The organism is Mesorhizobium sp. WSM4842 (genome assembly GCF_055901575.1).
In genome coordinates, this window is sequence record NZ_CM148372.1 from 6,766,113 (window position 1) to 6,790,984 (window position 24,872).

Consider the following 24,872-nt stretch of genomic DNA (forward strand, 5'->3'; position numbering starts at 1 on the left):
GAGGAGGCCGCAATGAACATACGTTATCGAGTGGAACTGAGCCAAGCCGAACGCGACGAGTTGAACACCATGCTGAAGGGAGGCAGGCATGCTGCCCGTAAGCTCAAGCGAGCCCAAATCCTGCTTGCCGCGAATGCCGGAAGCAGCGACGAGGAGATTGCCCGGGTGGCGGCGGTGGGCGGCTCGACCGTCTATCGCACCAAGCGCCGTTTTGTGGAGGGCAATCTGGAATACGCAATGAGCGAACTGCCGCGTCCGGGGGCCGAGCGCAAGCTGACCGGCAAGGAGGAAGCCTTGCTGGTGGCGACGGCGTGCGCGAACCCGCCTGCGGGCCGACGCCGCTGGACGCTGGAACTGCTTGCCGACGCCATGGTCAAGCTGACCGATCACGATAGTCTGTCGCACGAGACGGTGCGCCGCCGGCTGGCCGAGAACCGGCCAGCTGGAGCGCTACGACTATGAGTACCGCCGCAATGGCACCGTCAATCTGTTCGTCTTTCTTGACGTGAACCGGCCTTGGCGAAGGGTCAAGGTCACCGCGCGGCGCACCGCACGAGATTATGCCCACTGCATGCGCGACCTCGTCGATGTCCATTATTCCGACGCAAGCTGCATTCGCGTCGTGCAGGACAATTTGTCGACCCACACGGCGGGCGCCCTCTACGAAGCCTTCCCGCCGGCCGAAGCCCGCCGCATCCTGCGCCGTCTGGAATTCCACTACACGCCCAAGCACGCCAGTTGGCTCAACATGGTCGAGATCGAGATCGGCGTCCTCAACGGCCAGTGCCTGGATCGACGTATCGACAATGCCGAGCGTCTCACCAGCGAGATCGCCGCATGGGAGCGCCAGCGAAACGCTGCCGGAGCTCGTATCGATTGGATGTTCACAACCGACAAGGCCCGAGCCAAAATGGGTCGGGCCTATCCGCAAGTGGTCAAAGAGTCAGAACCACTGTGAAAAGGTACTAGGAACGTCGAGGCGATGGACCTTGGGGCTATGATGGACCTTGGGGCTATGATTGCGCTTAGATTGTTGCGCTTAGCAAGCACGATCGTCGGCCTGACGGAAAGTGTCTCCGCAGATTCGCCATTCGGCTCAAGCTCGGTAAGCGAAGCTGGTCCGTGGTGACCAAGCCGGATCGCGACAGCGCTTCGTCTCCTAATGGGAGCTCCGCCAGACGAACGAATGGTGGCGTATTGTCGTCCAGGAAGTCGAGCGTGTGTTCGTTTTCGACGCTCTTTGCTCAAGCGGAGTTCGCATACGACGAAGGCCGCATGATTGGCACATGCGCGTGCGCGCGGCGGGATCTATGATTGCGATGCGTAAAGATCAGGCGGCCTGCTGATCGGCGGGCTTGTCGGCTTGGCGCAGGCGCTTCCACTCCCAGGGCAGTAGTTCGTGCAGACGCGAGGCGGGAAGATCAGCAATGCGGGCCAGGACGTCGGCGAGCCAGGCTTTCGGGTCGACGTCGTTGAGGCGTGCCACGGTGATGAGGGTAAGCATGACGGCGGCGCGTTCGGCGCCGCGCTGGGAACCGGCGAAGGTCCAGTTGCGCCTTCCCGGCTCTTTAGGCCGCGTTGTTGCTGAGGCAGATTCTGCCGTCGTCGACGAAGCGGCCGAAGTCGGCCCAGGGCCTGAGCATGTAGTTGATTGGCTTCAGGACCTCGGAAGAGCGCGAGAGGGTATCGCGCTAGCGGAGCAACCAGGGAATGCATGTCGTCGAGAAGTGGTTTGCTCTTCTCCTGCCGCACGGCATATCGCTCGTCAGCGCTGCGGCCGTTGATGGCGCGCTCGATCTCGAACAGCGCGTCGAGACGCTTGACCGCCTCCAGCGCGATCGGGGAGATCGGTTTTCGAAGAATCCTCGCCGCGCATGGGCGTAGCAAAAAGCCGGCGTGATCGGCTGCTCCTTCCGCTGCGGGTCGAACGGCGGCTCGAAGCCACTGTAACAGTCGCACTGAAGGATGCCCGCGAACCCGGCCAGATGCTTCTGAGGACCCTCGCCGCGCCGGTTGCTCGAGGCGTAGTAGATCGCCGCTGGCGGCGCAGGCCCGGCGAAGGGACGGTCATCGCGCGTATAGGTCCAGATGCGCCCGGTCGCGCACTTGCCTTTCGCCAGGATGCGGATGGTGGTGTCGTCGCCATGAAGACGCTCGGCCGCGAGCACATGGCGCTCGATCAGTTGGAAGAGCGGCATGATGGCGAAGGTTCCGTGGCCGACCTGATCGGCCAGCGTCGACAGCGGCAGGTCGATCCCCTCGGCCTTGAAGCGCGTGCTCTGACGGTTGAGTGGAGTGTGCATGCCGGACCTGTCGAACAGGATCGTCGCCAGCAGCTGCGGACCGATGAAGCCGCGTGGCGTGGCATGGAACGGCGCCGACGGCTGGCTGATCTTCTCGCAATCGCGGCAGGTGAACTTCTCGCGCACCGTCTCAATCACCTTGAACCGGCGCGGGATCTCCTCCAGCGTCTCGGTCACGTCCTCGCCCAGCTTGGACAGCCGGGATCCGCCGCAGCAGGCGCAGGTGGGTGGCTCGATCATAATGCCTCGCCCTCGATGTCGGCCGGCCATGGCTTGCGCACCGGCCGTTTGCGCGTGAAGGAACGCACGCTCTGGGTCTTCGCAGCCGCAGCAGCCGCGGCAAGCTCATCCTCGCTCGCCGCGGACACAAGGTCTTCGAGCTGAAATTCCATCTGCTCCGCCGTGCGCTCGGAACGCTGGCCGTATTTCTCGCGCTTCAGCTTCTCGATCATAAGATTTGCGATCAGCGTCTCGGTGTCGATAATTTAGCCTGCGCGCTGGCGGCCACCGCCGCGGCTTGCCGCCGCCCTTCACGTTCAGCCCGCAGCGCCGCCGAGGTCCGAAGGAAGATCATTCGGCTTCAACGTCATGAGGCCAGTGAATCAGATTTTGCCCGCAATTTAAAAATGTAAATGCTGGCCGACCCGCGTCGGACGCCAGGTTTTTTGAGGGTTGCGCCAATCGATCCCGGACAGGAGATAGCTCAACTGCGCCGTCGAGATCGTAACGCTTCCGTCTGCCAGAGAAGGCCAGATGTAGCGGCCGCGCTCAAGACGCCTGGCGAACAGGCATGACCCCTGTCCATCATGCCAAATAACCTCCAGGAGATCACCTCTTTTACCGCGAAAGCAAAAAAGACGACTACTCACTGGATCCTTCTTCAAGATCTCCTGCACGCGTAGTGCAAGGCTGGGAAAGCCGCAGCGCATGTCGGTGTGTCCCGTCGCCAGCCACACCCAAACCCGTCGGAATCGGGATCATCGCAGCGTTTCAGGCCGCGCATGATCCGAAGCCGCGCTTCCACCTCCACGTCGGGCTCGACGATGACCCTGCGGCCATTCACGTTCACCACTTCCATGCGCCCGCCAGCCGGTTCTGGACGAATCATCGCCGGCACGAAACCGCAGACGCCACCTTCGCCGAGCCGACCCTCGCGATGCGACTTGCGCCAAGCGAACAGCAGTGGGTTGGAAATCCCGTGACGTCGCGCTGTCGCGGATGCTTGCCGCGGAGCCGAATAGCTCTCCTCGACGATCCGCAGCATCTCCTCTTCCGACCAGCGGCGCCGGCGGCCAGTGTCAACAATCTCGAGACGAGTGACTTGGCGACAGTCAGTAGTGATATGCCTACCGACAGTCAGCTACATCCTCCCTTCGCTCGCAAGACGGCCCTCCTCGGAGGCGTACCAAGCGGACGCAACAGGCCGCGGATAACCTGCTCGTTGGAAGTGACCGCCCTCATAGCAGTCTTGAAAGTCGCTGTCAGGTGCGCAGCCGGCCCGGCCGCAGACTTCAGATGCACTATCTGAACCACCCTGTGCGGACAATTTGCGCAATCCCAATCGCGTCATTCCAGTCCGTCTTCATCGTCTTGCGCTGCCGATCTCCTCTTGCCAGGTCGGCTCTGAGTATCACGCAAACGTCATGATCCGAAACGTAGGAGGCTTGGAAAATGCCTGTCAAGCACAGTTCGTGCCGGCGGTCTATGGGCCACCCGTAGTCACGACGCAAGCGCGTAAAGGTCCAAAGAGACCTCACATCCTTTGGCGACGCCGTGACAGTCATAAAACGCCATCGACCATTTCGTCGAGGGACATCTGATCGAGCAACCCATTAAACCAAGATACTATGGGGTCCCCGGCCTCACCGCGGCGGGAGTACGATCCGTTTTATGCGGTGGCTCTCACCCTATCGAAGGGGAGCTTCGTTCGACTTTGCGACCCAATCCAATATCTTGGGGATCGTTCAGCGGCTGCAGGCGGCAATGACAGCGAGCCTGGTTGAAATCGCCGACAAGGCAGCCGCGCTAAACGCGCAAGTTCAAACTGATTCCACCGACGCATTGAACAATTTCGACGCTCCGGCTGACAAATCTGCTGAGCGCGGCAGCTCGCTGCGGAGACTGCTTAAGTCTGGTCAACACGGTTAACGGATGCGAGAATCCAGGTGCGGATGACCGGCAATCTGCTCGGCAGCAATGTCGCAGGAGTAGGCGGAGGATTCGCAAGCGCCAACGTGGGGATTCGAACTCGTGCAAAAATCTCACACGGATGCTAATCTGGATCGGTCGCGTTGGCGCGAGGGACACGGCGTGCTTGGGGAAGGCAATGGTTCGTCGATATTATGATCTCCCTTCTTTGACAGCCCTCGCTATTTTTGAGGCCTCCGCGAGACATCTGTCATTCAAGCTCGCAGCTTCCGAGCTCAACGTCACGCCGAGCGCTGTTAGCCACCAGATCAAGGTACTTGAAGCAGAACTTGGAGTTGCGCTTTTTTTGAGGAAAAAATCATCCGGGATCTCGCTCACCAGTCCGGGCGAAGATCTTTACGCGGTGCTCGCAAGCGGCTTTTCCACGGTGTCCCAAATTGTCAGAACGATCAAGCGAGGTGATCGTCCCAAAAACGTAACAATTGCTTCACCAGATGGGTTCGGATCGATGTGGCTTATGCCGCGTATGCCTGACTTTTGGACGAGATTTCCGGAAATCTCCGTGGACCACCTCGTGTCCAATGATACGCGTGATTACAAGCGTTCGGAGGTTGATCTGTGTATCCGCTACGGTTTAGGCTCATGGCAGGGCCAACTTGCGGAACTGTTGTTTCACGATACTATATATCCTGTGTGTGGGCCGGGCTACTTGCAGAAGCACCGCGATATTACATCTGGATCCCTACCTGAGCTTCCCCTTCTGCACGTCAATTGGGTAGATGCAGACTGGAACGGCTGGGATGAGGTGTTCCGACGAACTGGAATACCTTATGGAACACTGCGAGGCCCAAAGTTTAGCAAGATGTTCGGGACAATCCAAGCCGCCCTAGCTGACCAGGGTATCGCTATCGGATTGCATAGCTTGGTGAAGACCTCGATAGATGAGGGCAAGCTATGCAGGATCACCGATCTTGAGCTGCCTGCACCGGGAGATTGGTTTGTGACGTGGAGCGACAATAAAGCGCTCTCTCCAGAAGCGAAGTTGATGCGCTCATGGTTGCTGGAAACTTCTGCTAAGGAGAGGACTAATTAGGCACCTCACGCCGTCATACTTTGTATTTTCCGAGACGAATGTTGTATCAATCCCGGTTGCGCGAAAGGTCGGCCCCGCGTCCGGCACGTGTCAGAAGCACGCCGATTTCGCTTGCATCCGTAGCGTCGATCGTCCCCACAAGAGACTTATCATAGGGCTCTACACGGGTATGGGCGTCAGGCCGGTTGTGATGTGCGCAGCGCAGTTGGCCAGCGGTCATAGGCGAGATTCTTCTTCCCAATGACGTGCCGCCATACGCGGCCGCTAAGTTTGCTAGTCGGGGCGAGGTGCTAGACGTCATGTTCCGAAGCGGAGATCGGTGGCCCGCCCTTTCGTGCGATTAAAAGCCGAGGGTTGCTCGAGGGGCCGAGCCGATCCTCACGCACGGAGAGCGAGCCTTGGGAGAGTATAGCGAAGCATTTGTTGCGTTTGATGTAGCCAAGAAGAAGCACGCGGTGGCGATGCCGGGCCGACCGGTTATGGGTTGTGCCGGCCGGTCCGCGATCTTGGACACGACTGCATGGTGGTTGCGCCGGCCTGATCCCGAAGCGGGTAGGCGAGCGCGTCAAGCCCAACCGGCGGGACGCGGTCACGCTGGCGCGGCTGCATCGGGCGGGCGAGCTAACCGGGGTATGGGTGCCGGACTTGGTCCACGATCGTGATGAGGTCTGGCTCGATGCCATAGTGGTGCGAGTCTGCGGAAGTGGCAGGTCCATGTGCCCACCCGTAGTTCATGAGAAATACGACCCCAAATTAAATCTGTGTGGGGTGCAATGCCCGGCCGTGACTCTGCGACGACCCCTGCACAAGCTGCCAAGATCTTGTACTCTTCTTGTTTAGTGAACGCGTTGACGCTCGACGGACGGAGTCCCCCATATCGTGTCATGTGCATGGGGACTCGGCCGACTGTAACGGCCTCACAGAGTCCGCAGCCGATACAAAGCCCCGAGGAGACCGCCTCCGCTACAGACGTCGCAGTTCGCCCACTGTTAGGGAGGATGGGTTCGTTTCGCTGTTCCATTGGGCTCTGCCTCTCTGTCAAGGGTATCGCTAGGCTTATTCGCGACCGCGGGCCGATCCTCATGCGGCAGCGAATCCTACCTCGCGCCGTAACTGCTCGGCACTGTCCGTTCTGAACTCACGAAGCCCGTACGTCGCGACCTTGTGGTAAATCGGGCGTAAGAGAACAAGCGCTTGAATGATGCCTTGCGTCCGAAATAAAACAGCTCAAGAATGAAGGGTTCGATCGTTTCTTCTTCGATCTTGGCGGCCCCAAAAAGCTCACGATTGACCCGGGCGTGGCCCTCTCCACCAATGTCCACTTCACCGTTATCGTCTTCCAATTGGCAAGAGCAACCGCCCGCATCGTCCTCCCCAGACGAGGGGGAAGCGAGGCAGGCTATGGTGCGCCAGTTCTTCGCGGTCATTGCGACTTGTGACCGTTGTTTCTCGAAATTCGATCATAGAGGTCGCCGAACGTCCCTGCCTTGAATATCTCATCCAGTCGCGGCGACCTCCAGCGATCGCTTTTCATCAAACGAACTTGAAGTGCCGTTGCGAGAAGGCTGTCTCCACCGACGTCGAAGAAGTTGTCGTCCAAACGTAATTCTTTTGCGCTCAAAAGCGACTTGACTTCTTCAAGGAAGAGGTTCCTCGAATCGCCTTCCCCCAGCGTGTTGTCCTTGCCTTTTGTGCCTCCTTCGCCCGAAGATATTTTCTTTTCATCCGGCAGCTTGTGGGGCGTGATTGTTCGGATCTGGTCGACCCATTGCCTTATGCGCGCAGGCAAGGGGCGCGTGGCTACGATGGCCTGACCATTATCGACGGTTGCCAGTATGCGCTCAATAATGTCGATCCCTTCGTCGGGAGTGAGTGCCAATGCTTTTGCCTGAGATGTCTGGTATGCGGCAGTCACCTGACACCCGTAGTCGTAGTCCCAGTCATCCCAGTTGGAATTGATCCACCGGATGCCGAGTTTGCCTGACACTTGGCTTGCAAAGGCGTCCATGAACCTGTTCGCCGCCGCATAAGCGGCCGTTGCCGGTCCGCCGAGAATTGAAGCAAGCGAGGAGAAAAGGAAAACGAATTCCGGGACTCGGGTGTGGGTAGAGTGAATTCGTTTCACCGCATTATAGAGATTGCGTGTTCCCATCACTTTGGACGCAAACTCATTGGCAGAGGTCGTGTCCTCTATCTCAGAAAGAAACTTCGGATCAGATAATGTAGCCGCGTGGAAGATACCGTCGATCCGGCCGCATTCCCGAATAGTAACGTCGAGAACGCTCGATAAGCTTTCGAAATTAGATACGTCCGCCTGGCGAAGGATCACTCGGCCCTTCGCATCCTCAAGCGCGGCCAGTCGGCGCATCCAGCCATCCTCATGGAGATCAACCCGACCTGAACTCAAAGAGGCGGGTAACGCGCGGCGGGTTATCGCGATGACCGTCGCTCCAAACTTTACCAGATGTTCGGTCAAGGAAAGTCCGATTCGCCCGAGAGCTCCTGTGATAAGATAGACACCTTCGGGTCGGAGGATCTCCTCACCGGGAACTCGTGCGGCGAGGGCTATCTCGGGAAAATGGGGCACCCACCGTCGGTTCCCGCGGAGGGCGACCACCCCATCCGAACTTGGCACGTCCCGCCCAATTTCAGCAACGAGCCGATCGGTGACCCCCGGGTCGTCAATGTTCAGGTCCACAACCCGACAATCGACGATCGGGTTCTCCTGTGGCAGCACGATGGCGGGGCCGAAGACGCACGCCTTTTCGGGATCCACAGGTTCCTCGCCGACCTGAACCATCCGGTCACCAACAATCCAGACATCGACCGGAGTCTGGATTGTCGGTGTTGAGAGAACTCGTGCCAAATCGAGTATCGCTTCGTAGCTGCGCAAAAGATCGGTCTGCACCGTGCCCGGGTCCCCGGACGCCTCGGCGCAGCCGCTCAGGTGCCAGAGGCAGAGAATCCGATCAACGGGACGGCCCGAGGCGATCTCGGCGTCGAAGAGCGCCTTCAGGCCCTCTCGGGTGGGGTCGATCATGATGATAGACCCTTTGACCTTCATGGGTGGGTTCGAGGATTTGGCTCGTCGGCAAACCCGAACAACCTCATGACCCGCATCCTCCAACTGTCGCGTGATGCTATTCGCCAGCCTGTCTCCCGCACGCTCTGCCTCGCCAAACGGCCGATCGGCCAACACCAGCCAACGAAGCGACTTTGTGCTTCCGTTCCCGGGAACCGCGCGGGGAAGTATTTTCTCTGTCCAACTCTGCGCATAGATGAACGCCTCTCCCCTGCGCCGCTCTCGCTCCTCGGTCTGCGGCAGAACCGTCAAGCCAGCCGGCTGGCTGTCCGGCCAGCAACGGTGACGATCAAACGAGTACGTCGGAAGAGATATCCGCCGGTGAGAACCGAACGGTTCCAATTGATCACTGGCTCGTTTCCAATCCACCGCAACACCCAAGGACCAAAGGTCCCCAAGACATTCCAGAAGAACATGACGGTCGGTGAACTCCAGATCGTCCTTCCCGCGCGCGGCTGAGACGATCGCTGGAATCCTGGTCTTACTATCCGCTGAATCGATTGCTTCATGTGCGAAACGCGCCAGGTTGCGCGAGGGGCCAAGGTCAATGAGCGCAGTTGCGCCAGCGCCCGCCGCGACGATAGCCTCGAGAGACCGATCGAATCGGATCATTCCGCTTGCTTGCCTGCTCCAGTAGGTCTCAGGTAGAGGGACTTTCGCCGGGTGCAGATATCCTCCTGAATTCAGAGCGATGGCCAAATCCGGTACTCGCTGCTCGAGCGCCCGGACCTGTGCGTCGATAATAACAGCCGCCGGTTTCATTAGCGGAGAATGGCTGGGGACGCCGGCTGTGTTGAGGATCTGGTTGGGAATCTCTGCTTTTACGAGCCCCTCCTGAAGCCTTTCAATCAGTTCCCTTTTTCCGGTGAATACGATACTCGTTTTGGAATTCACGACACCGACACTGATCTCGCCGGCTTCAGCTCGGCCCCGCCAGACATCCTCCTCGAGAATGCGTTCAGCCTCCTCCGGGCTGCATTTGACCGAAAGCATAGCACCGTCAACACCAAGATTTGCCATCGCGCGACCACGAGCGGCCATAAGGCCGAGTGCGTCGTCCAGTTTCAGAATGCCAGCTAGGGTGGCCACGACGTATTCGCTCATGCTGTGTCCGACAAGGAAATCGGGATGCACCCCACACGCTTCCAGCAAACTTGCCATAGCGTACTGTACGGAGAAGATCATGACGTTGATTTCTTCGAAGGATGCGGCCAAGTGGCCGTCGTTTTCCCCAAACACGAGGGACACCAGATCACGATCCAGGATGGAGCGACTAGTCGCGGCACAAGTCAGAAACGGTTGGCGAAAATCCGACACGTGATCAAACAGGTCCTTGAACATTCCCGCATGCTGCACTCCACCGCCCGGCAGCATGAACGCAACCGAGGGCGAGGAAAAGATTCGATTAGTTGCGCGATCCGCCTCTTCCTCTAGTCTCATGATAGCCATGTCCACGCTGCGCGCCACAACGACCGTCCGATGATCGAACTGGCATCGCGCCACCCGTAGCGTGTGAGCGACATCACCGAGATTGATATCCCTGTTGCGCCGCAGAAACGTGGCCATATTCCGGCAGGCCCGGCTTAACGCCGATGGCGTCTTTGCAGTTAGACAAAGGACATAGGACCCCCGCTCGACCGAGCCGGGCCAATCCCTTGCGTTCTCGCCAGTCCATTCCTGCAGCACGACATGGCAGTTGGTCCCCCCGATACCGAGGCCAGTGACGCCGGCAGTTCGTGGGCGTCCCTGCGGGCGGGACCAGGGTCTAAGTTCCTCATTGACGAAGAAGGGCGTGTTCTCCAAACCGAGGTCCTCGTTTAGCCGTCTAATGTTGATTGTCGGGGGGATTACCCCGTGCTGAAGGGCGAGAACCGTCTTGATAAAGGCCGCCACCCCGGCGGCCACGCCGGCATGGCCGATATTTGGTTTGATCGACCCGAGCGCACAGGTTTTGTCCATGTCCTCTTGCCCCGCGAAAACCTCTGCCAGCGCGCGGACTTCAATTGGATCACCAATTTTGGTGCCGGTCCCGTGGGTCTCGATATATTCCACGTCTTCAGGGTCGAGTGCCGCGGAGGCAAGTGCCTGGCGCACAACAGCGGCCTGGCCCCGCGCGCTAGGTGCTGAGTAGGAGGATTTCGTGCCACCATCGTTGTTGATGGCACATCCTTTTATCACTGCGTGGATAGGGTCGGCCGCGGCGAGGGCCTCTTCGAGGCGCTTGAGAACGACGACCCCTACCCCATCTCCGAGCACCGTGCCGCTGCCATCAGCGTCAAAGGCGTGGCATACGCCGTCCGAGGAATTGATAAAACCTTCTACATACTGATACCCCGCTTGAGGGAAGGTGATGCCCGCCGCGCCCGCCAGCGCCATGTCACAATAGCCAGCCGCGAGTGACTGAGTGGCGACCGCGATTGCCACCAGCCCAGTTGAGCATGCGGTTTGCACCGCAATGCTTGGGCCGTCGAGATTCAGCATGTAGGACACGCGCGAGGCAAGATAGTCCTTATCGTTGCCGAGCTCCGTCAGGAAAGCGAGCGGCGCGTTGGTGGGATCAATGAGGCCGCCCCCCTTCAAATGGTTTAGGAGATAGAGAGGGAGGGACGAACCTGCGAATACCCCGGTCCGACCCTCATGCTGAGTTGGCGCATATCCGGCTGACTCGAGGGCCTTCCAGCAGCATTCGAGGAACAGGCGATGCTGCGGATCCATTAACGTAGCCTCACGCCGCGAGAGGTTCCAGAAATCCGGATCGAAAAGGCCCACGTCGTTGAGATGGGCGCCCACGCGCACATAATCGGAGCGCTTCAGGACAGCCTCCGGAATGCCCCGGGCCTTGAGCTCCTGCTCGTGCAGCGGGGTGATCGAGCAGACCCCTTGGCAGAGGTTCTGCCAGAGCTCATCGACTGTCTCCGCACCGGGGAAACGCGCGGCCATACCAATCACCGCAATGTCTATACCGGGGCCTCGTCGCCCTTCGAACGCCTTACTATTCGCCCTGCCCGCCGAGACTGGCGGTGTTTTGGGGAGTTTCCGGTTTTGGGGAAGACGGCCCTGCTTGCCGCCGCGCTTGCGGAGAAGAGCCGCGAGTTCTTTAAAAGTCGGATTGAGAAAGACCTCCACGACGCGGAGCTCCACCTTCAGACTCTCACGAAGCCGCGTGCAGAGACGGGCAGCCAGAAGGGAGTGTCCGCCGCAGTCGAAAAAGTTGTCATTCGGATCGGCAGCATCTGCCTGAAGAAGGTCGCGCCAAGCTGCTCGAAGTGCCGATTCGACCTCGTCGGCATCTGTCACTGGAGCGCACGTCTCTTTCGCGAGGTTGCGGAGGCGCGACCGATCAAGTTTCCCGTTGGCTGCAATGGGCAATTCCCTCACGGCGATAAAGTTTGACGGAATTGCGTAGTGCGGCAGCTCAGACTTCAAGTGCGCCCGCAAAGCTGCCTCCCAGCCCTTGCACCCGTTCCGCAAGACCACATAGGCGATCAGTCGATCAGGCTGACCGGTCGTCGGATCGAGCTCTGGCACAACGGCGGCGGAGCGGACGACGGAATCTCGAAGCAATGCAGCTTCTACGGAGCCCGGGACAACGCTATAACCTCGGATTTTCAGCATGAATGCGCAGCGCCCGACAATCTCCAACTGGCCGCCGGGCAGCATGCGGCCAAGATCGCCAGTGCGGAACATTGTGCCATCAGCACGGAACGGGTCGGGAAAGAACCTTTCCCGTGTCATCTCTGGGCTGTCGAGATATCCATGACTCGATGCATCGCCGCCGACGAAAACCTCGCCCAGGAACCCCAGCGGTACGGGGTCGCTTTGTTCCCCGAGGATGTAGACACTGACATTGTGCTGAGGTGGACCGACCGGGACGACCTTTTGTGTTGTCGCAGGATCGATCTCGTTCAAGTCAACATGCGAGACATCATGGACCTCCGTTGCGCCGTAGTGATTGATAATCTTGACTTGCGGCAGCGCATCCCTCACACGCGCCAGCAACGCTGCTGTTAACACCTCCCCTGACACGTAAATCAATCGGAGATCCGGCAGGCGGTGTCGGACGTCGAGGCCTTCGCTGCCGAGAAGCACATCCAGCAGCGAAGGGGTAAATGATGTTCTGGAAATGCGATTTCGTTCCAAGTACTCGACCAGCCGGTGCGGATCGTAGATAACGTCGTCCGGGATCAAATAGGCCGGCATACCCGCGAGGATCGGCCGCATTATCTCCCAGACCAGGAAGAGGTTAACCGCTTCGCGCTCATTAGGCGTGTATGGCAGTGCGTGATAGCGCCACTGGTAAGAGCGCACAGCGCTTCGGTGGGGGCAGATGACCCCTTTCGGTTCACCAGTCGTTCCAGACGAAAATACAATCTGGGCCGTCGCATCGAGATCCACTGCTTGGGGATTGGCCGGACTGGCCTTGCCGAGTTCCGCTTCCCAACCGTCGTCGAGCGACAGCGCAAAACCCGACCAGTCAGGTGGAAGGTTCGCTGCGAAACGGTTATTGGTGACAACGATTTCAACGCATGCCTTCTCAAGCATCCGCTTTAGCGCGGCAACGGGCTGAGCTTTGTCAAGCACGACGTAGGCCGCCCCGGTCTTAAGAATGCCTAACAATGCGACGGCGTATTCAGGTGAAGTATCCATCAGGATACCGACGCGCGAACCTCGGCTCTGACCATGCCCGAAGAGGTGTCTGGATAGAATCTCGCTCAGGTGATCGAGCTCACTAAACGTCAAGCTCCGACTCTCGGAGACGACGGCAGGGGCGTCCGGATTGAGGGCCGCTTGTTTACGGAATTGATCATGCAGAGGTAGTTCGGGATAGGGTAGGACCTCGCCAAATCGAATGGAGGCTGGGAGCTGTGCCTTTACTTCCCCAACTTCACGCAGGAGGGTAGACACCACTTCCGCCGTCATGGAATGGGTGTAAAAATGATCTCCATCAAACATAATCCGGGCGAAGCGCGACGTCGTGAGCCGACGCCATTCATCCAGGTCATTGGCATTGAACATTTCGTCCCGAACTCCCCCCATTGCGGTGATTGCCGCGGTGAGAGGTGTCGGCAAATTCCGGTCGTAAGTGTCCGCAAGTTCGAAGTCAGCCCGCAGCGGCGGCAAAATGAAGTTATGCAGGAGTTCATCATTTGTCAGCGCTTCCTCAGGGACCATGCCAAGGCGCCGGACCACATCGGTTAATTTGTCATCCGCGTATCTATACATGGGCGGCCCCTCCACCGGCACATCCGCTGATGGGTGAGCAGACACGACAACATGGAAGGGAGATGGCCGACCGGCCTTCTCCAGGGAGCGGGCGATCTCGTAAGCCACGAGCGCACCGACGCTATGACCGAAGAAAACAAAAGGCAGATCGCCGTACCCGCGGAGCGCCTCAGTGACCAAGGGCACCAGTACGTCCATGCTGCGGATTACGGTCTCGGCCGACCGTTTGCCGCGCCCGGGAAGATCCAGGCAAATCAGCTCAACGTCTTCGGGGAGATAGTCAGACCAAGTACGGAACGATTGGACGCTGCCACCACCATGCGGGAAGCAGAATATCCGATACGATGGGTCAAGTGAGCCCTTTACGATGTCCAGCAATGCTGCGGCTTGCTCGCAAATTTGTTCCATTTCTCAAACCACCTCCACTGTGATTAATCTTTCCACCGTTGAAACCCAAGGCGCTTCATCTGCCATCCACGAGTCAAGAGAACATAGCAATGTCAGGTGAATGCAGAAAGAGAATATTCGTGAAGCTTAGGTTATGGCGCGGTTTCAAGAAGGTTCTATTGAGGCGTGTTTTCTATAATAATTCAGATTCATCCAGTTTACTGTTGATTGGCGGTCAAGGGCGGCACAAGCTATTTCAAAATGATCCTGAGTCTGATACCGGCTGCAAGTTAGCACCGCGGCCGCCAAAACGCCTGCTGCTTGTCTCGGCCAAGATCGGCGCTCGTTGATCGCTGCGGTCAGCGGCAGGGGTTTGTGAGAACTCTCAGTTCGCTCAATCTATTTTTGTAACCGCCGTTCTCAGGCCACGGCCTTGAGGTCTGGCTTTGTGACGTAGGCCAAGGCAGGAGATCGTCGATCTGGGTGTTGGGCTGGCCGTTGATGATCCTGCTGAGGACATCGGCGAGATAACCGAGCGGCTCGACACCGTTGAGCTTGCAGGTCTATGCCGACCGTCGCTATGCCGAGCGCCTCTTTCGCCATGGCGGTCAGAGCGTGCTTTTCCTGCCATTTTGGACGCAGCCCAGTCGTTGACACTCGGCATAGTTCTCATTCTCAAAGGGCGTTCAGGAATTCCTGCGCGCCCGCACATCCCATTCCGGCCTCAGTAGCGACAGGACCAGCTCGTCGCGATGCGCGCCCCGGAAGAAGGCGCTGCTACGCGCCACGCCTTCTGCAACAAAGCCAACGGCCTCGTAGCTGCGCCGCGCCCTGAGATTGTCGGGGAAGCAGCAAATCCAGAGCCTGTGGACGTCAGTTTCGGTGAACGCCGCATCTACTACGGCGCGCATCATTGCCCTACCGAGTCCCCTGCCCGGCTCGGCGACAGCAACGCGCTCTATAAGCGTTGCGTTTTCGGGCGAAGCCCAATCGCGCAGTATGGCGAAGCCGAGCGGCGTTCCGTATGCCTCGGACACAAAGTAGGCATAACGCGAATCCGCAAGAGCTTCCATATGTTTAGTTTCCTCCCAGCGACCTACCAGCGCGTCGTATCCTTCCAGCCGCTCCGTGCGCATGATGAATGGGATGTCGGCGGCGGCGGCCCGCCTCAAAGTTATTGTTTCTGGATGGTCGCACATTGGATCCAATCGCTCAGTGCTCGCTTAGTATGAACCGCCTGGCGGGTTCAAGTTCCGGCGGCTTGGAGGTTCTCGGCGTCACGCTGCGGCGCAGCAGCAGGTTACGAAGGATGTGATGCCTGCCCGGCGGAAGACAGCGGCCCGCCGCGGGCCCGATGCTAAGTCCACCAGAGAACGAGATCCGGCCGCGCAAACCCGAAAAAGCTGTTCAGCACCAGACGACGCTTTCCATTACCTGATTGACCGGTGACCCCGTGAACGAAACCGCCGTCGATTAGTGCGATGTCCCCGGCCTTGAGCTGGATTTCGCGACTAGGCACGGCCTCGAGATAAGCTGCGGAGTAGGGATATCCCGTGGTCTCCACACCCTGCGACTTCCGATCTGCGACTGTCGGCTTGTGACTCCATAGCCTCAAATTTCCACCTTCCTCAGGCATGCTGGGATAAAAGTTTAGTGCTGCGACGGTGTTGTGGGCCACCGCAGAAACCTCGTAATCGTTCCCAGCACGTAACACTTGAGCGACATCGTCGTGGGGGTCCAAGGAAAACATGCCGCTGCCAGACCAACTGAGACCGCGACAAACATTGGCCTGGCCATGTTCTGAACGGGCTAGCCGCAATTCAACGCCCTGTTTGTGAAGCTCGCGCTTCAACGCGTCGAATAGGGCTCGGACCGGGTCAACTAAATTGCCAAAAAGGGCGTCAACGTGCGGCCGCGCATTTTCCGCCTCCTCGAAATAGGTGGCTGCATCCTTCCTGTAGTGGGATGCGCCGACATATTGTCCGGGGACGCCATCTTTGCGCTCGTTGAGACCCGGACTGCCAAAAAACCTCGTGGTGATGTCCTCGGCTACTTCGGCGCTGAAGGCTTGCTTGATGTGCAGAGCCGTGATCTCACCTTTGAGGACCGAGATGATCTCCGCAGTGCTGATCGAGCCGGTTCGTTCTTTGATGGTAAGAGGCGAGATGGCCGGCGTTTGAGATACTTGGTTAGTCGCCATTGGTTTTCTCCTGTAGTGCCTGATCGAGGATGGCAATGCCACCATCGAGTTCGTCATCTGAGATGGTTATCGGTGGAAGGACTTTGATGACGTCGCGATTTGGCCCTGAGGATTCGATCAGCAGCCCGTTTTCGAACGCGACATCGTGCACACGGCCAACAACGGCCTGTGAACGGCACTTGAGGCCGGCCATCAGACCACGGCCGCGCTTTTGTTCGATGCACTTGGGGAATTTCGCAACGAGGCGATCAAGGTGTTCTTGCAGTTTAACGGCCGTCCGCTCGACGGCTGTAGTAAACCGCCTATCGGACCACATTTTGCACATGGCCGCGGAAGTCACAAAGGCGAGATTATTGCCTCTAAAGGTCCCGCTATGTTCTCCAGGATTCCATATGTCCATGTCGGGGCGAATCAGAACTATGGACAACGGATTGCCTGAACCGCTTAGCGATTTCGATAGACACACGATGTCGGGCTCGATTTTCGCGAACTCGAATGAGAAGAAATCGCCCGTTCGTCCCGAACCTGCCTGAATGTCATCGACGATGAAAACAACGTCATGCTTGCGGCAGATGCGCTGAATTTCTGAGAGCCATGGTGCGGATGCGGTGTTCATGCCGCCTTCTGCCTGGATGGGCTCCACGATAATTGCGGCCGGCTTTTCTATGCCGCTGCCTGGGTCGCTCAACAAGTGATCAATGTAGCTCGCGGAATCGAAAGTTTGGTTCGGATAGTTCTCGTAAGGGATACGAATCACATCGTGGCGAGCAACGCCGCCAAGCTGTCTGGTTGACGCTGAACCCGATACCGCCAAGGAGCCAAGCGACATGCCATGGTACGAATTTGTGAAGGCCATGACACTCGAGCGGCCGGTATATTTTCGCGCCAGCGCCAACGCCGCTTCGTTAGCGTTTGTCCCGGTCGGCCCAGGAAACTGTATCTTGTAAGAAAGGCCCCGGGGCTTCAGGATCGACTCGACAAACACTTCGATGAACTCACGCTTTGCAGCTGTATACATATCAAGCGACAAAATAATATTTTTATCGGTGAGATATTTAATTGCCGGCGCAATAATATCTGGGTTATTATGACCGTAGTTGAGCGCACCGGACCCAACAAGGAAATCAATGTATGGTTTGCCGGACTCGTCCCAGATTGTCGCCCCAAGTGACTTTTTAAAGACTGTTGGAAACGATCGTCCATAGCGACGAACGTTAGACTCATAAGTTTCGAAAACGTCGATATCCATTAAAGGGCCTCTCTGTATTCGGCTCGCGAGATCAACGCTGCAGGTTCTATGTTTACGCATCCAACCCATTGACTTCGACGATTAGGGTCGGCCAATTTCGGACCTAAAGCGAACGTACCATGGTCGGCGACTTGGATTCGCAAAGAGTCTATAAAGTTGTTTGACGAATCTGTTGCAACGCTTTGGGTAGCGGTAGCCTGACAGTCAGTACCCGCTTTGCGGCAACGCTATCGGCGGCGTTGTTGGCGAGTGTCACTAACATAACCGTACCGGTTTTTCCAGCATGGCTGCAACCACGATGCTTTGGTATTTCTCTAGGTCGGTCGTGACGGGATCCTTGCCGACGAGTAGCTGTGGCAGATAGCGATTTCTTTCCTTCGATGTGACGGCGAGACCGGTGCTCGCTCGAGTTTCTTTTTAGAACGCGGACGAGCCAGACCGCGAATTGGCAACAGAAGCGGAACTGACCGCGGCCTCTAATCGTGGCCGTGACCGCCCTGGCCGTGATTGCGCTGTTCCCTGGGCGCGTCTTGGCCTACCCTCACGCTTCATAGAATGCCTCAGTCGGCCCTCGCGAAATGGCGGCCGCACCTACAGGCCACGGCCGAGCAGGCGAGTGGTGTTCGGCAGCCAAGAGCCGACGCAGACGGCGCCTGCTTCGAGAAGGCGCGATCGACGCGGCTATCGACCACCCGGTGTTCGCCACCGCGCCGTGTGGTGAAGATGGCGCGGCTTTTGGACCGCAGCACGACCAAGAGTTCCCATCCTTACACCGGTCCACATTCATATGATCGAAACGCTAGCTCAGGCGACGACACTGGCGATTTGTCCGATGCCGCTTTTTGTACACAAGGTTTCACTCTGTCCGACATCCGACAATTGTTGGATGTAAGACAGGGTGCCAAATCCGCTAACCCGAGGTTTTAATCGAATTTTCCTCGCTGGCACGTTCTGTGCAGCGTGGCTTGCGAACGCATCAGCAAGAAAATAGTCCCATGATCACACTCACTGAAAACGCCGTCGCCGCCGTTAAGGCCGAGCTTTCCCGCGCAGATGAACCGGCGGAAGGCTTTCGCATCATGGTCGAGGCGGGCGGCTGCGCCGGCCTCAAATATCTGATGGGTCTGGAAAGCGTCTCGCGCGAAGGGGATGCCGTCATGGAGACGGATGGGGTCAAGGTGTTCGTCGACGCAAGCTCCCAGCCCCATCTCGCCGGCATGACCGTTGACTTTGTCACGGACCTGGAGTCCTCGGGCTTTGTTTTCGACAATCCCAATGCGCGGGACAAATGTGCCTGCGGCAAGTCCTTCGGCTAGCCGCCGTAACGACAAGGAGCGGAGCCATGCGGGGTGACACCGACAACGTCTACCTCATCAGCGACAAGGTGTATTTCATCAACCCGAACAATGTCGGCGCTTTGGACATCCCCAAAGCGGCCGGCGAGGTCGGCGCCGTAGCCTACGGCGATGGGCTTAAATTGACGATGGCTTTCGACCGTAAGACGCAGACGATCTCCGCCGCAATGTTCCAGACCTTCGGCCGCGGCTTGGACATAACCGCTTCCTCGCCGCTTGCCGAATTCATCGTCGGCAAGACCATCGATGTAGCCCTTCAGATCACCGATCAAGACATGGCGGATTTTCTCGGCGCCCTGCCGCCGCACACGACATACTCATCGCTCGACCGCCTCATCCTGGAACGCGGCTTGCGGCTGATGAGCGAGTTCTTCCGTGCTGTGAGGCAGGCTTTCGAGGAGACGCCAGGATTCTCACGCCTCGTCCTCGTCAAGGCATCATCGGCATGAGCGATGTGATCGAGGCGTTTCTCGAGGTGATAGGCTTCGAGGATCGAGAGGCCTTCCCCGCAGCCTTCCTCCCACTGAGACCTAATTCTGCAAGGAGTTCGGGCGAGTGGGTTTTCGGTAACGACCCTCGAAGGTGGAACGACCTGCAAAACCTGCAGTGGAGATTTCCCACCTATTGCCGTGTCTCGTAAGCCAGCAGAGATGCTCCCTTGCTCACTCGAAGGCCGCTTAAGCAATGTCATATGCCGTCAAGGAAATTTTCTACACCCTTCAAGGTGAAGGACGAAATGCCGGGCGGGCTGCCATATTTTGTCGTTTCGCCGGCTGTAACCTTTGGTCGGGACGTGAAGGCGACCGGGAAAGCGCATTCTGCGGATTCTGCGACACCGATTTCGTTGGGATAGATGGCCCCGGTGGCGGACATTTTGCCACCGCACGGGAGCTTGTGTTGGCGGTCGAGCAAGCCTGGCGCGGGTCGGGAACTGGGCAGCGTCTTGTCGTGCTCACCGGAGGGGAACCCCTTCTCCAGATCGATGAAGAACTCCTGGAAGCGCTGCATTCCTTGGCGTTTGAAATTGCCGTGGAGACCAACGGTACCATCCCCACACCCGACGGCATCGACTGGCTGTGCGTCAGTCCTAAATGCAATGCACGCCTCGTGGTCATGGCAGGGGACGAGCTAAAGCTTGTATATCCTCAGATTGGCGAGGAGCCAGCACGTTTCGAAGTTCTCGCGTTTGAGCACCTTTTGCTTCAGCCGATGGATGGGCCCGAGCGCGATGCGAATACAGCCGCCGCAGTGGCCTATTGTCTTACCAACCCACGTTGGCGCTTGAGCCTGCAAACCCACAAGCTTCTCGGGATCCCATGAAAATTACGCAAGCTTTCACCTTCGAGGCAGCGCACCGTCTTCCGCGCGTGCCAGAGACCCACCGCTGTCACCGCATGCATGGCCACTCATACCGTGTAGAACTGTGTCTGGAAGGGCCCGTCGATCCAGACACAGGCTTTGTCATCGATTTCTTCGATGTCGAGGCTGTGTTCGGACCGCTTCTGCAACGTCTCGACCATCAGTATCTGAATGAGGTTGAGGGTCTCGACAATCCGACAGCGGAAAACACTGCGGTCTGGACCTGGAACCAAACCAAGCCGCTTCTTGGCCAAATGTGCTCGGTGACAGTCTATGAGACACCGCAGTGTTGGGCTGAATACGAGGGTTGACCCGATGCAACGAGGTCCGGGAACCGCACTCGTCCTTTTCTCCGGCGGCCAGGATTCGACAACCTGCCTGGCTTAGGCGCTGGAGAACTTCGAGCGCGTCGAGACAATCGGCTTCGACTATGGGCAGCGGCATCGGATCGAGCTCGATGTGCGGCCTTACTTGATCGAGCGCATTCGAACAGACTTTCCGGCCTGGCGTGGTCGAATAGGCGAGGACCACATGATTGACATGGCCGTGCTCGGCCAAATCAGTGATACCGCGCTCACGCGCGACGTCGAGATCGCATTGAACGCGAATGGTCTAACAAATACCTTCGTGCCCGGCCGCAACCTTCTGTTCCTCGGATTTGCGGCCGCGATAGCTTACAGGGTGGGCGCGAAACACCTCGTGATCGGCGTGTCCGAGACGGATCGTTTCAGCTACCCGGATTGTCGAGATGACGCAATTAAAGCGATGCAACTTGCCCTGAACCTTGCAATGGAAACGCGTTTCGTCATTCACACACCCCTCATGCGGCTCGACAAAGCGCAGACCTGGGCGCTGGCCGATTGGTTGGGCGGCGAGGCGCTAGTGGAGCTCATCTGTGAAGCAAGCCACACCTGCTATAGCGGAAACCGCGAGCATAGACATAGCTGGGGTTTCGGTTGCGGGACCTGCGTCGAATGTAATCTTCGCGCAGCAGGATGGGAGCAATTCCGATTCTGCAAAGAGGCACCCGTGGCCGCACATGAAACCGCCGCAAACACTGAGCGCTCCCGAGCAGACGGAAGCCATTCCACTTTCATTCCTTAGGTCGTTCGGCCATGAACGAATTCGATTTCCGTCCAACGCTGAATGCACCCGACGATGACCCCCAATCTTTTGCTTGAAGATGTAGAAGGTGAACGTGCACTTGCATGGACCGCCGGCCAGTCGGCAAAGACCCTGAAGCACTTCGGTGGAGCGCAGTCCGAGCGCCACCGGGCGGACCGACAGCGATTTCCGACTGTCCCGACAGGGTTCCCCTGGTCACGCGCCGCGGTCAGTACCTTTACAATTTCTGGTAAGATGCCGGAAATAAGCGCGGGCTGTGGCGCCGGACCACTTTTGCCGCCTACATGGACGCGGATCCCCAATGGGAGCTCATGTTCGATCTGGATGACCTCGCGGCTAACGATGGAGAGGATCGAACCGGAGCGACGGGAAAGAGCCGTTCTGCGCCTGTCGCGCGGCGGCAGCGACGCGGGTCGTGCATCGCGAATTCGACGAGCTCTCTGAGCTTTGTCGCCCACGGTTTCAATCTCCTGGAGGGCCAAGGGCAGCATTGACTGGCTCGACCGTGACACGCTTCTGCTTTGCAGCGCGCCTGGTGATGGCATGGTTACCCGCTCCGGCTTCGCAAGGTGATCTCGTTGCTCCAGTGGCGCAAGCCAGCCCGCAATCCCGAGAAAGCCGGGGAACTCTACCGCCGGACGCAAGAATGGTCCGGCAATATCAACCGCGAAGGAACAGCAAAGTTGCTTGACTCGGTTCCCGATTGACGCCCTCTCCGGAACCGACGTCCTCAATCACATGCCAAATCGCAGTAAACGTTACCCCTAAGTGTATCTACTTACCGTGGGACCCCGTGCCGCGGCTAGGAAAAATACTCCTCGCGGGTCATTTCGTAATACTGGTAGAATCTGCCGTCATGCCAGCGGTCGTCAATATACCGCAGCCCAAGCTTTGCGGCTGCTCGCTGCGACCGCAAATTACAATGCCTGATGAGGCCGACTACCTTTTCCTTGGCCGAACTTCGCAAAGCGTGCGTGATGGCGAATCGTGCGGCCTCCAGCCCCAAACCTCGTCCAACTCCGCGTCCGAGCAATGAAGTAGAGAGTTCGATATTATTTGTGTCTGCGTGGTCGCGAAGGCCACAGCGACCGATGAAAACCGGACTGTCACTGCATTTCTCGTATAAGATCCAGGTGCCGAAGCCGTTCTTGCGCCACTGGGCCAAAGACCTTTCGACCCACTTGCGTACATCCTCAATCCTTTGCGGAGTATTATCATAGACTATCTTCTGAACCACGGGGTCGGCATGCAACTGGAACAATTCCGCCGTGTGTTCGGGTCGGATGGAGGTGAGAATTAAACGTTCAGTCTGATACGTGATCATGAATATTTCCAATCTGAACGCTTTGCAAGCGCCTAACCCGCATTAACGATGACCATGGACTTTCGAAGTGCCAAGAGGGGCAATGTGGATCGAATTCCATCAGTTGCCTGCAGGGCTGCGCCACTGCTGCGTCGCGACGTTGCAGGCGGAGGACGAGCGTGTCTCGGCGGATCGTCGGCGCTTCATCTCGGCCTACAACAACACAGCCCGAATGGTTCACGCTTAATCCGCTCCAGATAGGGTCGGAAATGGAGTTATCGACCAATCGATGAAGTCGACGGCATCCTGCAGTATCGCCTCTGTCCGAGCACGGCTGGGCGAAGTAGCGACGACATGTGCGATGCGGTCTCCGGAATCGCCGTTCATGATTATCGGCGTCTTGGGTTCAACGTACAATTTTACCTCGGCAATACCCGATACGGCAGCCGCCCGTCTCCCGCCATCGATCCAGTCGAGAGTGCCATCGCACTCGGGAAGTAGGTACCGCGAGGCCGCAGCGTGTGACTGCCTTTCGCGCAAATCCAATTTCTGACCAACAACGAGCCTGATGTGGTTGGTGATGAGATCGACACCGTAAGCCAGTTGGACCATGTTAGGAACGGGCGAACCCGCAAGACGCGGATTGACTTCAATGACGGTTGGACCGTGGTTCGTCCACCTAAGTTCAATGTTTGTGGGCCCCCAACCGAGCCCGAGAGCTCGCAAACAGCTCAGCGAAAGATCTGAGATACGCTTGCACTCTTTGTCAGTCAAAGGGGCCGGATATAGGTGCCCACGACAGAAGAAGTTGGGTGGGTCGTAGTTCGCAGCGCCAATCGCTATAACCTTATCTCCCATAATTTCTACATTATACTGCGGGCCTTCTGCGAACTCTTCAACAAGTATCCTTGGTGAGGACCGCCATTTGTGCTTCCCGCCTAACAGATAGACCGTATGTTCGGCTATCTCATCAAGAGTGCGGCACAATCGGACACCACTGCTGCCAATTCCGATGGCTGGCTTAAGAATTACCGGCAGGCCGATCTCGGTGGCAGAGCGTTCAACCTCCGTCGCATTCGCTACCACACGATATGCAGGTACTCGAAGGCCAGCCTCAGCGAGCAGCTGACGTTGAACGAATTTGTCGCAACACCGTTCAACCGCCATGGCGTTCGGTCCCGGCAGATCGAAGTACTGACAGAGGTGGCCAACCATCGCATAGACCGACTCCTGGGCGCTGGTAATACCAGCTATTTCATAGGTCGAGCGCAGCCGGATACATTCTCGGATCATCGAATCGAAGTCGTTGCTATTGACACGGATCGCCTCAATTCCTAACGCCGCGAGATACTCAAATATCTCCGGATCAGCAGAGATGGTAATTGGGTTAAGATCAATGCTTCTAGCCGCTTTGTTGTATAGAGGACTATTACTTGCACCTTCGAGAAATATGATAGCGCGTTTTAACATTTTCTTTGACGCCCACGATGCCTTGCTACGTGTTTACGTATGTTGCCGTGACTCGATTCGTACCAGAAGTAACTTATCATTTCCGTGGGCCTTATATCGCAAAATATTCTTTAAATTTGTTTCCTATTTTGTTGCACCGACCTCCTAACGCGGTGGTGAAAAGGGCATTGCAGTGCATGCCCGTTCAGCCTGATCTCGGCGTGAAGCCGCGCGCCCGCCGGCGGAAATAGCCACGTGGCCAACCTCCCCACCACGCCAAGCTGAGGAACTTGTGCTCCCCGTGTCGCACCAGGTCAATCAGCGGCGTTTAGAAGCCAATCATCTATGCCTCGGCGGATCGGCGTATGGTTCAACGCGGTTCATCTTGCATGTGCCGATCAGGCTGGCGAAACGGGCCCAATTACGGTCGCCTTCATCGGAAGCAGCGTCATAATGCCGGGAATCCGGGCTTCGACGTTGTCGTCACCTATCCATTCCATCCGCTGGCTGGGCAGACCGTTGTCGTTGTCGGTGAGCATGAGCATGACGGCATCCGCCAACTTTTGATTCGGCAGCCGTACGGCGGGACCTTCCAT

At 57.9% G+C, this 24,872-nt stretch carries 14 protein-coding genes and 6 pseudogenes; 8 read left to right on the top strand and 12 right to left on the bottom strand.

Translation table 11 applies throughout. The features are described 5' to 3' along the window. Positions 1-12: 12 nt before the first annotated feature. Positions 13-958 (top strand): annotated as a pseudogene (locus AC0NIE_RS32755) (IS630 family transposase). Between the two features lie 372 nt (positions 959-1,330). Here AC0NIE_RS32755 and tnpC read toward each other — a convergent pair. The 3 genes and pseudogenes from tnpC to AC0NIE_RS32770 form a co-directional block, all read right to left on the bottom strand. Beyond that, a pseudogene (tnpC, locus tag AC0NIE_RS32760) lies at positions 1,331-2,893 on the bottom strand (IS66 family transposase). A 30-nt stretch (positions 2,894-2,923) separates the two neighbouring features. After that, positions 2,924-3,232, bottom strand: coding sequence for an IS66 family insertion sequence element accessory protein TnpB (tnpB, locus tag AC0NIE_RS32765; protein ID WP_473489729.1), 309 nt, complete (start codon positions 3,230-3,232; stop codon positions 2,924-2,926). A 59-nt stretch (positions 3,233-3,291) separates the two neighbouring features. Continuing rightward, positions 3,292-3,645, bottom strand: a pseudogene (locus AC0NIE_RS32770) (transposase); the annotation flags it as partial. 984 nt (positions 3,646-4,629) lie between these two features. Here AC0NIE_RS32770 and AC0NIE_RS32775 point away from each other — a divergent pair. Continuing rightward, on the top strand, positions 4,630-5,544 hold the full coding sequence (locus AC0NIE_RS32775; protein ID WP_473489730.1) for a LysR substrate-binding domain-containing protein: 915 nt from the start codon (positions 4,630-4,632) through the stop codon (positions 5,542-5,544). Between the two features lie 460 nt (positions 5,545-6,004). Beyond that, positions 6,005-6,201 (top strand): annotated as a pseudogene (locus AC0NIE_RS32780) (IS110 family transposase); the annotation flags it as partial. Between the two features lie 440 nt (positions 6,202-6,641). Here AC0NIE_RS32780 and AC0NIE_RS32785 read toward each other — a convergent pair. The 6 genes and pseudogenes from AC0NIE_RS32785 to ectB all read right to left on the bottom strand — a co-directional run bounded on the left by AC0NIE_RS32785 (position 6,642) and on the right by ectB (position 17,685). Further along, positions 6,642-6,971, bottom strand: a complete 330-nt coding sequence (locus AC0NIE_RS32785; RefSeq protein WP_473489731.1) for a hypothetical protein — start codon at positions 6,969-6,971, stop codon at positions 6,642-6,644. Further along, entirely contained in the window at positions 6,968-14,257 is a 7,290-nt protein-coding gene (locus tag AC0NIE_RS32790) for an SDR family NAD(P)-dependent oxidoreductase (protein WP_473489732.1), read from the bottom strand. The genes AC0NIE_RS32785 and AC0NIE_RS32790 overlap by 4 nt, the downstream gene beginning before the upstream one ends. Positions 14,258-14,694: 437 nt before the next feature. After that, a pseudogene (locus AC0NIE_RS32795) lies at positions 14,695-14,799 on the bottom strand (transposase domain-containing protein); the annotation flags it as partial. 123 nt (positions 14,800-14,922) lie between these two features. Further along, positions 14,923-15,435, bottom strand: coding sequence for a GNAT family N-acetyltransferase (locus AC0NIE_RS32800; RefSeq protein ID WP_473489733.1), 513 nt, complete (start codon positions 15,433-15,435; stop codon positions 14,923-14,925). A gap of 158 nt (positions 15,436-15,593) precedes the next feature. Beyond that, positions 15,594-16,436, bottom strand: a complete 843-nt coding sequence (locus AC0NIE_RS32805) for a 2OG-Fe(II)-dependent halogenase WelO5 family protein (RefSeq protein WP_473489734.1) — start codon at positions 16,434-16,436, stop codon at positions 15,594-15,596. After that, a complete protein-coding gene (ectB, locus tag AC0NIE_RS32810; protein ID WP_473489735.1) occupies positions 16,426-17,685 on the bottom strand; it encodes a diaminobutyrate--2-oxoglutarate transaminase in 1,260 nt (419 codons plus the stop codon). Before ectB ends, AC0NIE_RS32805 begins: the two co-directional genes overlap by 11 nt. A gap of 995 nt (positions 17,686-18,680) precedes the next feature. Here ectB and AC0NIE_RS32815 point away from each other — a divergent pair. The 5 genes and pseudogenes from AC0NIE_RS32815 to queC all read left to right on the top strand — a co-directional run bounded on the left by AC0NIE_RS32815 (position 18,681) and on the right by queC (position 21,503). Next, positions 18,681-19,001 (top strand): HesB/IscA family protein, encoded by a 321-nt coding sequence (locus AC0NIE_RS32815; protein ID WP_473489736.1) that lies wholly within the window; start codon positions 18,681-18,683, stop codon positions 18,999-19,001. A gap of 26 nt (positions 19,002-19,027) precedes the next feature. Continuing rightward, positions 19,028-19,489: an iron-sulfur cluster assembly scaffold protein gene (locus tag AC0NIE_RS32820; RefSeq protein ID WP_473489737.1), complete on the top strand. Its 462-nt coding sequence runs from the start codon at positions 19,028-19,030 to the stop codon at positions 19,487-19,489. A 235-nt stretch (positions 19,490-19,724) separates the two neighbouring features. Then, positions 19,725-20,360 carry a 7-carboxy-7-deazaguanine synthase gene (gene queE, locus AC0NIE_RS32825; protein ID WP_473489738.1) on the top strand — a complete coding sequence of 212 codons (636 nt, stop codon included), beginning with the start codon at positions 19,725-19,727 and terminating at the stop codon, positions 20,358-20,360. After that, positions 20,357-20,710: a 6-carboxytetrahydropterin synthase QueD gene (gene queD, locus AC0NIE_RS32830; protein WP_473489739.1), complete on the top strand. Its 354-nt coding sequence runs from the start codon at positions 20,357-20,359 to the stop codon at positions 20,708-20,710. The genes queE and queD overlap by 4 nt, the downstream gene beginning before the upstream one ends. Before the next feature lie 4 nt (positions 20,711-20,714). Further along, positions 20,715-21,503, top strand: a pseudogene (gene queC, locus AC0NIE_RS32835) (7-cyano-7-deazaguanine synthase QueC). Positions 21,504-22,326: 823 nt separating this feature from the next. On the opposite strand, the gene AC0NIE_RS32840 reads toward queC, so the two are convergent. The 3 genes from AC0NIE_RS32840 to AC0NIE_RS32850 form a co-directional block, all read right to left on the bottom strand. Further along, entirely contained in the window at positions 22,327-22,848 is a 522-nt protein-coding gene (locus tag AC0NIE_RS32840; protein ID WP_473489740.1) for a GNAT family N-acetyltransferase, read from the bottom strand. A gap of 222 nt (positions 22,849-23,070) precedes the next feature. Continuing rightward, positions 23,071-24,297 (bottom strand): ATP-grasp domain-containing protein, encoded by a 1,227-nt coding sequence (locus AC0NIE_RS32845; protein WP_473489742.1) that lies wholly within the window; start codon positions 24,295-24,297, stop codon positions 23,071-23,073. Between the two features lie 377 nt (positions 24,298-24,674). After that, on the bottom strand, positions 24,675-24,821 hold the full coding sequence (locus tag AC0NIE_RS32850; RefSeq protein ID WP_473489745.1) for a hypothetical protein: 147 nt from the start codon (positions 24,819-24,821) through the stop codon (positions 24,675-24,677). Positions 24,822-24,872 lie beyond the last annotated feature (51 nt).

Excerpts from the sequence above, each read along its gene's own strand:
- tnpB (WP_473489729.1), bottom strand. The coding sequence starts at position 3,232 with ATGCGCTGCGGCTTTCCCAGCCTTGCACTACGCGTGCAGGAGATCTTG.
- AC0NIE_RS32800 (WP_473489733.1), bottom strand. The coding sequence starts at position 15,435 with ATGTGCGACCATCCAGAAACAATAACTTTGAGGCGGGCCGCCGCCGCC.
- queE (WP_473489738.1), top strand. The coding sequence starts at position 19,725 with ATGTCATATGCCGTCAAGGAAATTTTCTACACCCTTCAAGGTGAAGGA.
- AC0NIE_RS32850 (WP_473489745.1), bottom strand. The coding sequence starts at position 24,821 with ATGCTCATGCTCACCGACAACGACAACGGTCTGCCCAGCCAGCGGATG.
- AC0NIE_RS32840 (WP_473489740.1), bottom strand. The coding sequence starts at position 22,848 with ATGATCACGTATCAGACTGAACGTTTAATTCTCACCTCCATCCGACCC.
- AC0NIE_RS32775 (WP_473489730.1), top strand. The coding sequence starts at position 4,630 with ATGGTTCGTCGATATTATGATCTCCCTTCTTTGACAGCCCTCGCTATT.
- AC0NIE_RS32820 (WP_473489737.1), top strand. The coding sequence starts at position 19,028 with ATGCGGGGTGACACCGACAACGTCTACCTCATCAGCGACAAGGTGTAT.
- queD (WP_473489739.1), top strand. The coding sequence starts at position 20,357 with ATGAAAATTACGCAAGCTTTCACCTTCGAGGCAGCGCACCGTCTTCCG.
- AC0NIE_RS32785 (WP_473489731.1), bottom strand. The coding sequence starts at position 6,971 with ATGACCGCGAAGAACTGGCGCACCATAGCCTGCCTCGCTTCCCCCTCG.
- AC0NIE_RS32805 (WP_473489734.1), bottom strand. The coding sequence starts at position 16,436 with ATGGCGACTAACCAAGTATCTCAAACGCCGGCCATCTCGCCTCTTACC.
- AC0NIE_RS32845 (WP_473489742.1), bottom strand. The coding sequence starts at position 24,297 with ATGTTAAAACGCGCTATCATATTTCTCGAAGGTGCAAGTAATAGTCCT.
- AC0NIE_RS32790 (WP_473489732.1), bottom strand. The coding sequence starts at position 14,257 with ATGGAACAAATTTGCGAGCAAGCCGCAGCATTGCTGGACATCGTAAAG.
- ectB (WP_473489735.1), bottom strand. The coding sequence starts at position 17,685 with ATGGATATCGACGTTTTCGAAACTTATGAGTCTAACGTTCGTCGCTAT.
- AC0NIE_RS32815 (WP_473489736.1), top strand. The coding sequence starts at position 18,681 with ATGATCACACTCACTGAAAACGCCGTCGCCGCCGTTAAGGCCGAGCTT.